The organism is Paenibacillus antri, from assembly GCF_005765165.1.
Classification (GTDB): domain Bacteria; phylum Bacillota; class Bacilli; order Paenibacillales; family YIM-B00363; genus Paenibacillus_AE; species Paenibacillus_AE antri.
In genome coordinates this window covers 1-12855 of record NZ_VCIW01000029.1, presented here as the reverse complement: position 1 = coordinate 12855, position 12855 = coordinate 1, and the positions used below count along the sequence as shown (strand labels likewise).

10 protein-coding genes are annotated in these 12855 nt (G+C 59.6%); 1 reads left to right on the top strand and 9 read right to left on the bottom strand.

Annotated features, from left to right (window positions below; genetic code table 11):
* Window positions 1-22: 22 nt before the first annotated feature.
* The 9 genes from FE782_RS28825 to FE782_RS28785 form a co-directional block, all read right to left on the bottom strand.
* The gene (locus FE782_RS28825; protein WP_138197816.1) at window positions 23-961 is read right to left on the bottom strand and encodes an ABC transporter permease; all 939 of its coding nucleotides are present in this window, start codon (window positions 959-961) and stop codon (window positions 23-25) included.
* Between the two features lie 94 nt (window positions 962-1055).
* The gene (locus FE782_RS28820; RefSeq protein WP_138197815.1) at window positions 1056-2522 is read right to left on the bottom strand and encodes an ABC transporter substrate-binding protein; all 1467 of its coding nucleotides are present in this window, start codon (window positions 2520-2522) and stop codon (window positions 1056-1058) included.
* A gap of 132 nt (window positions 2523-2654) precedes the next feature.
* Window positions 2655-4163, bottom strand: a complete 1509-nt coding sequence (locus FE782_RS28815) for a response regulator transcription factor (RefSeq protein ID WP_138197814.1) — start codon at window positions 4161-4163, stop codon at window positions 2655-2657.
* Window positions 4156-5946: a sensor histidine kinase gene (locus FE782_RS28810; protein WP_138197813.1), complete on the bottom strand. Its 1791-nt coding sequence runs from the start codon at window positions 5944-5946 to the stop codon at window positions 4156-4158. Before FE782_RS28810 ends, FE782_RS28815 begins: the two co-directional genes overlap by 8 nt.
* Before the next feature lie 139 nt (window positions 5947-6085).
* Complete coding sequence (locus FE782_RS28805) at window positions 6086-7144, bottom strand: Gfo/Idh/MocA family protein (RefSeq protein WP_158299602.1); 1059 nt, start codon at window positions 7142-7144, stop codon at window positions 6086-6088.
* 91 nt (window positions 7145-7235) lie between these two features.
* Window positions 7236-8021, bottom strand: a complete 786-nt coding sequence (locus tag FE782_RS28800) for a DeoR/GlpR family DNA-binding transcription regulator (protein WP_138197811.1) — start codon at window positions 8019-8021, stop codon at window positions 7236-7238.
* Window positions 8022-8121: 100 nt separating this feature from the next.
* Entirely contained in the window at window positions 8122-9054 is a 933-nt protein-coding gene (gene pfkB / locus FE782_RS28795) for a 1-phosphofructokinase (protein WP_138197810.1), read from the bottom strand.
* Window positions 9055-9060: 6 nt separating this feature from the next.
* Entirely contained in the window at window positions 9061-9915 is an 855-nt protein-coding gene (fba, locus tag FE782_RS28790; protein WP_202914628.1) for a class II fructose-1,6-bisphosphate aldolase, read from the bottom strand.
* Window positions 9916-9927: 12 nt separating this feature from the next.
* Window positions 9928-10902, bottom strand: coding sequence for an ROK family protein (locus FE782_RS28785; RefSeq protein ID WP_138197808.1), 975 nt, complete (start codon window positions 10900-10902; stop codon window positions 9928-9930).
* Window positions 10903-11065: 163 nt separating this feature from the next.
* Between FE782_RS28785 and FE782_RS28780 the strand changes: the two genes are divergently transcribed.
* Window positions 11066-12109 carry an SIS domain-containing protein gene (locus FE782_RS28780; RefSeq protein ID WP_138197807.1) on the top strand — a complete coding sequence of 348 codons (1044 nt, stop codon included), beginning with the start codon at window positions 11066-11068 and terminating at the stop codon, window positions 12107-12109.
* Window positions 12110-12855 lie beyond the last annotated feature (746 nt).

The following is a 12855-nucleotide window of genomic DNA, read 5'->3' as shown; positions in this document are numbered from 1 at the left end:
TGCCCCCCTTCGGCGTTGAAAATTAAAACAGCGCATTATCTTTATTGATTTTGCGGACGATATAGTTAGACGTGATGACCAAGAGGAAGCCGATGATCGACTGATAGAAGCCTGCGGCCGTGCTCATGCCGATTTCTCCGGTCGTGGTCAAGCCTCTGTACACATACGTATCGATAACGTTCGTAACGGAATACAACGCCCCGGAATCTCTCGGCACTTGGAAGAACAGCCCGAAGTCCGCATAGAAGATCCTGCCGATATTGAGCAGCGTCATAATCGTCATGATCGGAATAAGCAAGGGGATCGTAATCCTTCGGATTTGCTGCCACTTGTTGGCGCCGTCGATCATGGCCGCTTCATACAGAGACTTGTCGAAGCCGGTAATGGCCGCCAAATAAATCACGCTGCTGTACCCTACCGATTTCCATAGGTTGACCAACACGATGATGATCGGCCAAGGCTCGGGGTCCGCATACCACTGCGTCCGTTCGAGACCGAGCGCTTCCATGAGCTGATTCAAGACGCCTCGGTCGAAGCTAAGGAAACTGAAAACGAAGTAGCCGACGATGACCCATGATAAGAAGTGTGGCAAAAACATGCCGGTTTGGTACACCTTCGCTAATTTTTTGTTGACGATTTCCGACAACACGATGGCCATCCCGACGGCTAACAACAAACCGAGGACAATAAAGACCACGTTATAAAGCACCGTGTTCCTGGTAATGATCCATGCATCGTTCGTGCTGAATAAAAACTTGAAATTCTCGAACCCTACCCAAGCGCTGTTAAGAATGCTGGCAAGAAATCCGTCTCTGGAATAACGGTACTCCTTAAATGCGATGACCAAGCCGGCCATCGGCAAATAAGAAAAAATCAAAAACCATACCGTCGCAGGCAGCACCATCAACAGCATCGCTTTGTTTGCGTTTAAATCCTTGAATAATCGCCTGACGGCACTCATCGTTCACCCTCCTCGTTCCGGCTGTATCCGTGAAAATCGGCGAAACGGAGAGGGCGAATGTGCTTCACATTCGCCCCCGCCCTCGCGCTTTACCTTATTGATTCGCGGCGCGCCATTCGTCCAATTGGCGCTGCGCTTCCTCGATGATCTTGTCGAGGCCCGCGGCCTTGAATTTCTCGATCGCCTTCGGCGTAAATTCGTTCGGGTCGACTGTCCCCGTCATCAGGGCGGACCAGAACTCTTCTTTCACGTTCTGGACGGTCGCGATTTCCGTGCTGACGTTCGACGTATCGAAGTTGAAGCCGAGCAGCGGAGCCGGTTTGCCGGCATCGTTAAACTTTTGGAACTCTTCCCACTTGTTTTCCGGATCGGTCGGGTTCAAGTACGTAAGCATGACGTTGCCCAACGAGAACGTCGGCATATCGTAGTTTTTGGACTCGTCCAAGTTTTTCATGACGTTGTCGCTGACCTTCTCGTAGTGAACGCCCTCGATGCCGGAATCCACCAGGTTGCGAAGATACGGGTCGGTATTCAGCAGATTCAGGAACTCCATCGCCTTCTCCGGATATTCGGAATTCGCCGAGATCGCCTGCATGGAGCCCATGACGGACCAGTTATAAATTGTCGATTCGCTGGCCGGCGTAGATACGATCGGGTATCCCAAGCTTTCCGACCACAGATTGTCGGCGAACGGCTGCGTGGTCGCGCGATCGACGAGCCACGTGCCGGCCGTCTGAATATCGGTCGCGGACGTCATCGTCGCGGCTTCCGCCGGAATGTACCCAGCCTTGTAGTACTTGTGCATCGTCTCGAGCGCCTGCTTCATCTCCGGCGTCTCCAACAGGTTTACGATTTTGTAATCCGTCGTGTCCAGCGCCACCGCCATCGGCAGCCCTTCGATCACGTAGTCGTAAGGGACATACGGCTTGTAGTTCTTATCGAGGGAGAGCGGCGTTACCGACGGTTCGTTTTCTTTGATCGTCTTCAGCAGCGGCTCTAAGCTTTCGAGAGTATAGACGCCTGTGTAGTCGAGGTTATATTTGTCCAAATATTGTTTGTTGAAGCGCCATACTTCTTGCGCCGGGAGCTCTTTGTTCGCCGGGATCCCGTAATTTTTGCCGTCCACCTTCGAACCTTCCAGGAACGCAGGGTCCAACGTCTCGACGATCCCTTGACCGTGTTCCTTCAGCAGGTCGTCGATCGGCAGGAAGGCGCCCTTCCGCGCGTTTTGCACATAATCGAACGCCCAAGAGGAAGTGAATACGATATCCATCGGCTCGCCCGCCGCCGCCATGACCTGCAGCTTTTGCGTATAGTCGCCCCAGTCGATTTGCGTCATCTTGACCGTGGCGCCGATCTTTTCTTTCGTATACTTGCTGACTTCCTCCATGACGCGATCCGTATCCTTCTGCGGAGTGCCGATCGTGTACCAGAGCAATTCTACCGGTTGTTCCGCCGTTCCTTGGGATGCGCTTCCGCCGCCGCCGCAAGCGGTTAACGCAAGCGCCGTAACGAGCAGCGAGGCGACCGTCGTTCCTACACGCTTCTTCTTCATTGCCATCTCTTTCTCTCTCCCTTTTGCATCGCTTGGATTCTTATGTGTTGCTTACCTCTTAACACTAAATCATGAAAGCATTTTCAAATAGGAATCAAACTAAAGATTCGCTGGATAAATTAAAGGAAACTGCGTACTTTACGACAGTTCCCTGTACTCCGTCGGGGATAACCCGACGTATTTTTTGAATTGTTTATAGAAGTAACCGATCTCCCAATACCCGACCGACTGGGCGACCTCCTGCACCTTCTCGTTCGTCTCCTTCAGCAGCCGCTTCGACTGTTCGATCCGATACCGGTTCACGTATTCGGAGAACGTCACTTCGGTTTCCCGCAGAAACAACTGGCCTAAATATACGGGATGGACATGGTAGCGCTGCCCCATCGACTTGAGCGATAAGGATTCCGCATAGGACTCGTGAATATGCTTCAGCACTTGCTGTACGATCGGACTCCGGCCGTCCTTGCGCAGCGACTCCATCATTCGTCGCGCCGCCTCTTTCACGATGCCGATCAACTGTTCCTTGGACGCCGCGGCGGCCGCTTTCTTGATCCCTTCGCTGTACCACAGGGGAGGTCCGCCGTGCTGCCCGGCGCGGAAAGGCATCTGCAATTGAATGATCATCTCTACCGCTAGGCTTTGAAGATACCCCGGGGTCATCCCTTCGAGCTGCTGTAAGCTTTCGAAATCCGCTTCGATCCGCTGCATCAGCTTCTCTTCGTCCTTGGCGAAAATCAACTTCTCGTAGTTCATCTCCGTGGGCAGGCCCCTCAGCGCCGGCTCGCCGCCGATCGGGAGCGAGGCGTAATCGAGCATCTCGCGGCGATCGTAGAGCAAGAAGTATTCTTGGGCCTTCTGGGCGTTCGCGTAGCTGCTGCGCACGTCTCCGACGTCGCGCTCTACGCTTCCGATCGCGATCCGGCATCCCCCGAACGGTTCCATTCGGCGCTGCAGCCGCTGCAGTCGTTCGATCGCCTCCCGTTTCCCTTCCGTCGCGTCGTCCGTCAGGAACAGGACGACGACGTCTCCGTTCAGATCGTGGAACGGGACCGCCGGCGGCAAGAGCTCCGCCGCCGTCCGGTAGAGCGCTTCCGGATCGCCGTCCGTTCGAAGAAGGGCGACGAAGAAGCAGGCGCGGCCGATATCGATATGCAGCAGCTCCGCGCGTTCGGCCAATTCCGCCTCCGAGATGCCGCCCGTCACCCAACGGTACATAATGTTTTCCTTCAGAATGCCGATGTCGCTTCCCTGCAGCTTAGGCGGCTCCTGCTCCCGATCCAGCTTCTCGACCGTATTCCGCAGCGTCGCCTGGAGCTCTTCCACGTTAATCGGCTTCAGTAAATAATTTTCAATGCCAAGTACAAGCCCTTCTTTCAGGTATTCGAATTCGTTATAGCCGCTTAACACGATGACCCGGATGTCGGGTCGATCGCCGCGAATATCGCGAATCAATTCCAGGCCGTTCATGAAGGGCATGGAAATATCCGTAATCAGAATGTCCGCCGGCGCCGTCCGCAGCGCCGCCGACGCTTCCTTCCCGTTCCCGGCGCTGCCGACGATTTCCAGCCCGAGCTCCGACCAATCCAGTATGTCGTACAACCCTTCGATGATGAAAGGTTCGTCGTCTACGAGAAACACTTTATACATGATTCGAATGTTCTCCTTGTATCGGAATCCAAGCGGCGACCGTCGTGCCGACCCCCGGCGCGCTGTCGATCTCGAGCCGCGCGCGGTTGCCGTAGAACAACACCAGCCGCTCCAACACGCTGCGCAATCCGAACGACTCCGACTCCGCGTCCGGGTTGTTCAGCGTCGCGCGAATCCGCTCCAGCCGATCCGGTTCGATCCCCGCGCCGTTGTCGGCGCAGACGAACCGGATGTCGTCTCCTTCCCGGACGGCCCGAATCGTAACGACGTTATCCGACGCTTCGGTCCGCAATCCGTGTACGATATAATTTTCTACGATGGGAAGAAGCGACGTGCTGATGATCTCCATCTCCCTCAGCTCCGGCTCGCAGTCGATCTCGTACCGGAACTTGTCCTTGTAACGAATCCGGAACAATTCCAGATACAGCCGGCAATTGCCCAACTCGTCCCGCAGCGTATGCCTCGGCTTCGGCTTCACGAAATTTCGGAACAAGGACGACATGCTGTAAATCATCTCCCCGACGTCTTTCGCGCCCTGGGAGACGGCTCTCATGCGAATCACTTCCAAGGTATTATAGAGAAAATGCGGATTGACCCTCGCCTGCAGCGCCGCCATCTCCGCGTTCTTCTGCTTGATCTCCGCTTTATATACCCGGTCGATATATTTGGACAGCTCGTCCAGCATCTGATTGAACGACCTTGAAATTTGACCCAGCTCGTCTTCCTTCTCGTCCGGAATTCGGACCGCCATGTCGCCGGTTTCCGCCCGCCGCATAAAGCCGATGATGCGGTTGGTCCGCTTGGAGAGCCTCACGATGAACCAGGAGGACACCGCGATCGCGATTCCGATGCAGGCCAAGCCCACGATCGCTAATCCGACTCGGACGCCTCGGGACTGCTCCGCGATCAGCGCCTTCGAGACGGCGCTTACGACCGTATATCCGCCCGCGGGGTTCGCTACCGTCGTAATATAATAATTCGCTTCGACATCGGCGTCCGGCTGCAGGGCGAACGTCACGTCTTTCGGCGTATCCGGCGATCGATACAGCAGCTTCCCGTCCGCCGCGACGACGCCGATGCTCCCCTTCGCCTCCGTCTTCTCCCCCGCCGCTCTCCGGATCGCTTCCGTATCGTACAGCAGGACCAGCTTGCCGATCGGACGGAACGTCCGCACTTGCGTAATCGGGACGCTGACCGCGAATAAGTTCGGGTCGAATTCCCCGATCGCCTTGCGAACCCAGACGTTCGGAACGGAGACGAGCGGCACGTCGGACGACATGAATTCGGGAATATAGGATCGCGACGCGTTGACTTCCACGTGCTTCAGGTTCCCGCTAGGCCCGAGCGCATATAAAGCCTGCGTCTCTCCGCTGTATATAATCGCATGCCGCACATCCCGGTTGTCGTCGATGAAATCTTTGAAATACCTCGTCGCGTTGGGGAAGTCGAATCCCGGGTATTGATGGGCGCGGTTGAGCCGCTTTTGAATGTAGTCTTCATACGAGCTTGTAAGGAAAGCGGAAAAGTCGGAATACAACGGGTCGTTGCGATAGATCGCCAGCATCAACGACTGCGCCTGCTCGGTTTTCGAGCGAATGACGTCGTCGACCAGCTCCATCGCCTCTTCTTGACTGTCGAGCTCCACCCGCGTGATCGATTCGGACATGACCGCGGATAACATGTAGAAAAGCGTGATGACGCTCAGAACGGTCATGACGGAGAACAGCCCGATAATTTTGACATACAGTTTTTTCTGAAAAAAAGTTTTATACAAATTCTTCATTCCATATTCATCCCCCCGGATCTGACCCCTTATTCTAGCAGATGTCCCCCTCTTCGCGGAACCGGCGGAACGGCGAAGAGAGCAATCGGCGGTCCTTCGGACCCGAATGCTCTCTTCGCGACAGTATGGAATTGGGGGATCATACCGGTAACGGCGATTCGACCGATGCGTTCTGTTCTCTGCATGCTTCGATGATTCTCATCACTTCCCGGGTTTGCTCGACCGCCACGAAGGACGGCCCCCCGCGCGCGAAGTAATCCCAGCACTGATCGTAGAAGTTAAGCGGTTGGAATTCGTCGACGCGAACGCTCTCCTCATGCCAGACGAGGCGATCCCCGTTATCGTACGTGCGCCCGGGAGCGGCTAACTCCGGATGAACGCTCAGGTCCGGCAGCTCCTCCGGCTTGACGTACCGGACGACGAACCGCGCGCCCTGCTCCGTATATTCCAAATTCGCGCCGCCGTACTGCCCGAGAATCGTCCACGGCGGGAGCGGTACGGCCGCCGCCATGTTGATGTCCAGATCGAGCGTCATGTCGTTCTCCGTCTCGATGACGAGCTTGACGACGTCGTCCGCGTCGCCGAGCGTCGCGATGTTCTTCATGCCGCAAGCGACACGCTTCGCCTCGGAGCCGGCCAGACAGAGCAATTGGTCGATGAAGTGGGCTCCGTAGTTGTTCAGCATACCTCCGCCGTATTTCTTCATCGATTGCCAGTCGTTCCTGCGGACGTAGCCGGAAGAGGCTCTCTTCATCATAAAGATCCGCCCCAGCTTGCCGCCGTCGACGATGCGCTTCGCCGCGAGAAATTCGGCATACGTCCGATGCGGCTGGAACACCATCAATCTTCTGCCGTGCTTCCGCATCGCCTCGAGGATCTCGTCCACTTCCTCGAGGCTTCCCGCCATCGGCTTCTCCAACAGCACGTCGACGCCGCGTTCCATGGCGCGAATCGCCTGCTCCTTATGGAAGATCGTCGGCGAGGCGATGACCGCCAGGTCCGGCTTCTCCGATTCCAGCAATCGATCGAAATCTTGATACCCGCGAACGCCGAACGTCTGCTCCGCTTCGGCGAGCCGTTCCGGAGAACGGTCCATGACCGCGGTCAACGCGTACCCTTCGTGCTTCGCAAGCTGCGGGCAATGATACGACCAGCCGATTCGGCCGAGCCCGATCACCGCCGTCTTCAATGGTTTCATTCTCTCCATTCCTCCCGATCTCTCTCTAGGTTTTAACGCTAAGAAGGGGCCTTCTCGGCAGAATGAACTACCGGAGGAAGGCCCCGCGTTTTCAATAATGAATTTGGATTCGATGATTCTCGCATGCGTCTTCGAACCACTTCTCCGGCTTGCGGTCGGTGACGATGCCCGTCACCCGATCCAGCGCGGTGATCGTGAACAGCGCCGTCCGCTGCAGCTTGCTGTGATCCAGCACCGCGTATACTTGCGCCGACCGTTCGATCAACCGCTGCGCAATGCGCGCCTCCAACTCCGAGTGCATCGTGAACCCGTGCGTAAGCGAGACGCCGTCGACCCCGAGGAACATCTTCGCGACGTTCAGCTTCTCGATGACGCTCTCGGCCAACGGCCCGGTCAGCTCGTAGCTCTTCGACCGCATGACGCCGCCGATGACGACGACCTGGATATCCTCCGCATCCGCCAGCTCGGCGGCGATGTTGACCGCGTTGGTGACGACGGTCAGGTTCCGGCGTTCCTTCAGTTCCTTCAGCGCCTTGGCGATGAAGAAGGTGGTCGTCCCGCCCGTCAGACAGATGACGTCCCCTTCCTCGACCAAGCCGGCCGCGGTGTCCGCGATGCGCTCCTTCTCCTGACGGAGGAAGGAGCGCTTGTTCGCGAAAGGAAGCTCCCCGGAGAGCGCCGACGAAGCGCCTTCGCTGACGGCTCCCCCGATCGTGCGGATAATTTTCCCCGCCTTCTCGAGCAAGTCCAGGTCGCGCCTCGCCGTCGCCTCCGAGCATCCCATCTCGTCGACGATTTCTTGGATGGACACTTTGCCGTTCTGTTTGATTCGTTCCAGCAGCTTTAATCGGCGGCTTTCGCCCTTCGAATGCTCCATGCGCTTCTCCTTCGATGGGCCGAGCCGGCCCGCGTCTCTCCATATTCTAACAAGCGGAGGCTAGGTTGAAAAGGAGCTCGAAGGCGCGCCCGGCCTTCCGTCAACGGAACGCGGTCACTTCGACCTCGTTCAGATACTCCTTATATCTTCGTAGTTCGAGATGCCCGGCCCGATCCGACATCGCGTTCGCCGCGGCGGCCGCGGCGGCCGAGCGCAGCCGCTCCTCGGGCGAGGCGCCCCGCTCCGCCGCGTACGCCATCCCGGCGACGAACGAGTCGCCGCAACCGACCGTGTTCACCGCTTCGAGCTTCGGCGCTTTCACCCGGTAGCCCTTCCCGTCGAGGAAGGCGATCGCCCCTCGTCCGCCCAGCGTGACGCAGACGGCTCCGATGCCGAGGTACGCCAAGCTCGAAGCCGCTTGCGCGACCTCGTCTTCGGAGCGCAGCTCCCGGCCGAGCCAGGCGGCCAATTCTTGTTCGTTCGGCTTGACGAAGTCGGGCTTCGCTTGCAGCGCGGCGGCGAAAGCGGCGCCGCTCGTATCCAGGTACGCCTTCGCGTTCGCCGTCCGGATCGTCTCGATCAACTCGGCGTACAGCGAGACGGGAACGCCTTGCGGCAAGCTGCCCGACAGGACGACGATGCTCGACGACGACGCGAGCTCCCGCAGCGTCCGCTTCAATTCGGCGACGTCCGTCTCGGTAACGACGGGGCCTTGCTCCAGCAGCTCGGTGGAGCTCCCGTCGGTCTCGTCGATAATGTTGAGGCAGATGCGGGATTCCCCCTGCGCCTGGACGAAGGCGGTCCGGATGCCGCGTTCGGCCAGCCGCCCCACGATGAAGGCGCCGTTCGCCCCGGCCGCGAAGCCGGAAGCGGCGACTTCGGCCCCCAACAGTCGAGCGACCTTGGCGACGTTATTGCCCTTGCCGCCGGGTTCGGCGATTTGGCGGGCGACGCGGTAGACGCCCCCCTTCCCGAAACCGCCCAGGTAATACGTCTTATCGATAGCGCTGTTCAGTGTAACCGTCGCGATCATCGGCGATTACGCCTTCCCGACGCAACCGCACAGCTGCATCTTCTCGATGGCGAGACGCTTCACCGCCGCCTTCGCCGGCACCATGTATTTGCGCGGGTCGTTCTCGTCCGGATGCGCGGCGAAGACGTCCTTGATCGCGTCGGAGAAGGCGATGCGCAGCTCGGTGGCGACGTTCATCTTCGCCATGCCGAGCGACACCGCGCGCTTCACCTGCTCCGCGGGAATGCCGGAGCCGCCGTGAAGCACGAGCGGCGCTTCGACGAGCTCGGCGATCTTCGCGATCCGATCGAAGTCGATGTTCGGCTCGCCCTTGTAGATGCCGTGCGCCGTGCCGATCGCCGGAGCGAGCGTATGCACGCCCGTCCGCTCGATGAACGCCTTGCATTCGTTCGGATCGGCCAGCAGCGCGTCCCGCTCGTCGACGATGATGTCGTCCTCGACGCCGCCGACCTTGCCGAGCTCCGCCTCCACGTTCACGCCGGCCGCCTCGGCGACCTCCATCACTTTGCTCGTACGCGCCGCGTTCTCCTCGTACGGATGCATGGACGCGTCGATCATGACCGACGTATAGCCGGCGCGGATGCACTTCACGATCAAGTCGAAGTCCGTGCAATGATCCAGATGAAGCGCGATCGGCAGCCCGGTGCGATCGGCGGCGACGCGCGCCGCGGCGGCGATATAATCCGGTCCGAGATGCTTCACGGTGCCGACCGTGGATTGAATGATGAGCGGCGAACGCGTCTCCTCGGCGGCCTCTACGACGGCTTGCAGCATCTCGAGGGTGTGCACGTTGAACGCGCCGACGGCGTACTGTTGTTGTCTGGCGGCTTGCAGCATCGAAGTCGAAGAAATAAGGGGCATGATAGGTTCCTCCTAGGTATGAAGTGCTTTCCGGCCGCGGGCGAGCGCCCATAAGGCGCTCCCGATCAACCCGGCGTCGTCGTGCAGCTCGGCGCTGCGGATAACGAACTGATCTTTATAATCCTGAAGCAATCGCGAATCCAACTCCGACTTCATCGGAACGAAAAGCGCATCGCCGGCCAGCGCCCCGCCGCCGCCGATCACGATCGCGTCCGGCGACAGCAACGGCACCGCCCACGCGAGCGCGGCGCCGAGCGCCCGTCCCGTCCGGTCCAACACGTCCTTCGCGAGCGCATCGCCGGCGAGGCACGCCTCCGTCACGTCGACCGACCGCAGCCGCGACAAATCCGGAAACCGCTCGGCGAGCGAGCTGCGCTCGCCCCGCTCGATTCGCGTCCGCGCTTGCCGTGCGATGCCCGTCGCGGAGACGACCGTCTCGAGGCATCCGATCCGTCCGCAATTGCAAGGAATCGATTCGAAATGTTCGATCGGCACATGCCCGATCTCCCCGGCCATGAAGCGATGGCCGTAGAGGAGCTCGCCGTTCTGAACGAACGCCGACGCAAGGCCGGTTCCGATCGTCACGCCGAGCACATAGCGGGCGCCTCGCCCCGCGCCGGCGATCGCCTCGCCGTACGCGTACATGCGCACGTCGTTATCGATGTACGTCGGCTTCCCCAGCCTTCGTTGCAGCTCGGCGGCTACCGGAACTTGGGTCCAGCCCAAATTGACGGCGCGAACGCTGATGCCTCGTTCGGGATCCAACAGCCCGGGGATGCCGAGCCCGATCGCTTCCAGATCGTCTGCGGGAATGCCCGCATCTTCTCGCAATCGCTCGACGGTCGCGGCGATGCCCTCGAGCACGGCGGCCGATCCGCGTTCGGGCGCCGTAGCGTACTTCTTCCTCGCGACGACCCGTCCCGTCTCCTCGATCAGACCGCACACGATATTCGTCCCTCCGACGTCGACGCCTGCTGCATATTTCATCGTTGACCCTCCCTTGCCCGATGAACTCCTCATGTACTTAATAATAATTTTGGAAAATGAATTTTTCAATCATTTTTTTGATTGATTTTTGAATATTAATGATTAGAATGAGAGGTAGGAATGATTGGTTGGATCTCATTTTCATAGGGGAGGTACCTGATTCATGAGTTTGACTTATCAAGAAATCAAACAGCAATACGCCGCCTTACAGCAAACCTACGATTATATGCAAAGCAAGCGGGACGCCATCGTCTCCTTCGTTCGCGCTTCCGCCGTCTCTTCCGTCGTCTTCGCCGGCTGCGGCTCCAGCTACTGCCTGAGCGAGTCGGCCGCTTTCTCCGTCCGTCTCCGCGCCGGCCTGCCGTCGATCGCGCTCGCCGGCGGCGACCTGATGCTGAACGCGGATGCGTACGCGCCGCTGCTCGCGAACGCGCTGCTCGTCGCGCCTTCGCGCTCCGGCAGCACGAGCGAGGTCGTGGAGGCGCTGCGCCTCGTCCGGAAGGATCGCGCCGTTCCCGTCTTGGCGCTCTCCTGCGTCGAAGGCTCGCCGCTTGCAGGACTTGCGGACTTCTCGCTCGAGCTTCCGTGGGCGTTCGACCACAGCGTCTGCCAGACGCGGACGGTCGTGAACTTGTACGTCGCGAATCTGTTGATCGCCGCCTACCTCGGAGACGACGAAGCGCTGATCGCCGACATCGGGAAGGCGATCGGCCAAGGCGAAGCGTATATGGCGCGCGTCGAGGACGGCATCCGCCAAGCGGCCGACTTCGAATGGACGAACGCCGTCGTCCTCGCCGACGGCGAGCTGTACGGCCTCGCTTCGGAAGGAGCGATCGCCTTGACCGAAATCGCCAAGATGCAGGCGCATTCGCACCGTCTGCTCGACGTCCGGCACGGCCCGATGGTCACCGTCGACGCGGAGACGCTCGTCATCGCGGCGGTGACGGGCAGCGGCACGACGCATCAGCATAATCTGCTGCGCGATTTGAAGGGCCGCGGCGCCCGCGTCATCGCGTTCGCCGACCGCGCCGAGGCGGCGCCGGCGGAGCTGACGGATCTCTCGATCGTGACCGAGAGCCCGCTCGACGTCGCCGCGCAGGGCATTCCGTTCATCTTCATCCCGCAGATCGCCGCCCTGGTCGCCGCCGAGCGCAAAGGGACCAACCCCGACCAACCCGACGGACTCGTCGCTTGGGTTAAGTTGTAAGGCGCGTTATACGGAGGACCGGCCGGCCTAGCGCCCGCCGGTCTTCTTTGATGTCTGTGCCTCAGGCCGCGCCCGGCGCTGTAGTCGGACTTTCTCCGACTATTCCGCCTCCCGGGCCTGCCCCCGGCGCTGTAGTCGGACTTTCTCCGACTAACTCGCCTCCCGGGCCCGTTCCCGGCGCTGTAGTCGGAGTTTCTCCGACTATCTCGCCTCCCGGGCCTGCGCCCGGCGCTGTAGTCGGAGTTTCTCCGACTATTCCGCCTCCCGGGCCCGTTCCCGGCGCTGTAGTCGGAGTTTCTCCGACTATTCCGCCTCCCGGGCCCGCGCCCGGCGCTGTAGTCGGAGCTTCTCCGACTATCTCGCCTCCCGGGCCTGCGCCCGGCGCTGTAGTCGGAGTTTCTCCGACGATTCCGCCTCCCGGGCCCGTGCCCGGCGCTGCAGTCGGACTTTCTCCGACTATTCCGCCTCCCGGTCCCGTTCCGGGCGCTGTAGTCGGACTTTCTCCGACTATTCCGCCTCCCGGGCCCGTTCCCGGCGCTGTAGTCGGAGTTTCTCCGACTATCCCGCCTCCCGGGCCCGCGCCCGGCGCTGTAGTCGGAGTTTCTCCGACTATTCCGCCTCCCGGGCCCGTTCCCGGCGCTGTAGTCGGAGTTTTGCAACTAGAATAAAAAGTGGACACCAGTTAAGAGACATTAAATAATGAACTTAACTAGGAGGTGTTCACATGAGTGAACAGCGGCAGAGCT

Bases quoted from the DNA above. Each gene is read 5' to 3' on its own strand.
- FE782_RS28825 (WP_138197816.1), bottom strand. From the start codon at position 961: ATGAGTGCCGTCAGGCGATTATTCAAGGATTTAAACGCAAACAAAGCG.
- FE782_RS28820 (WP_138197815.1), bottom strand. From the start codon at position 2,522: ATGGCAATGAAGAAGAAGCGTGTAGGAACGACGGTCGCCTCGCTGCTC.
- FE782_RS28815 (WP_138197814.1), bottom strand. From the start codon at position 4,163: ATGTATAAAGTGTTTCTCGTAGACGACGAACCTTTCATCATCGAAGGG.
- FE782_RS28810 (WP_138197813.1), bottom strand. From the start codon at position 5,946: ATGAAGAATTTGTATAAAACTTTTTTTCAGAAAAAACTGTATGTCAAA.
- FE782_RS28805 (WP_158299602.1), bottom strand. From the start codon at position 7,144: ATGAAACCATTGAAGACGGCGGTGATCGGGCTCGGCCGAATCGGCTGG.
- FE782_RS28800 (WP_138197811.1), bottom strand. From the start codon at position 8,021: ATGGAGCATTCGAAGGGCGAAAGCCGCCGATTAAAGCTGCTGGAACGA.
- pfkB (WP_138197810.1), bottom strand. From the start codon at position 9,054: ATGATCGCGACGGTTACACTGAACAGCGCTATCGATAAGACGTATTAC.
- fba (WP_202914628.1), bottom strand. From the start codon at position 9,915: ATGCCCCTTATTTCTTCGACTTCGATGCTGCAAGCCGCCAGACAACAA.
- FE782_RS28785 (WP_138197808.1), bottom strand. From the start codon at position 10,902: ATGAAATATGCAGCAGGCGTCGACGTCGGAGGGACGAATATCGTGTGC.
- FE782_RS28780 (WP_138197807.1), top strand. From the start codon at position 11,066: ATGAGTTTGACTTATCAAGAAATCAAACAGCAATACGCCGCCTTACAG.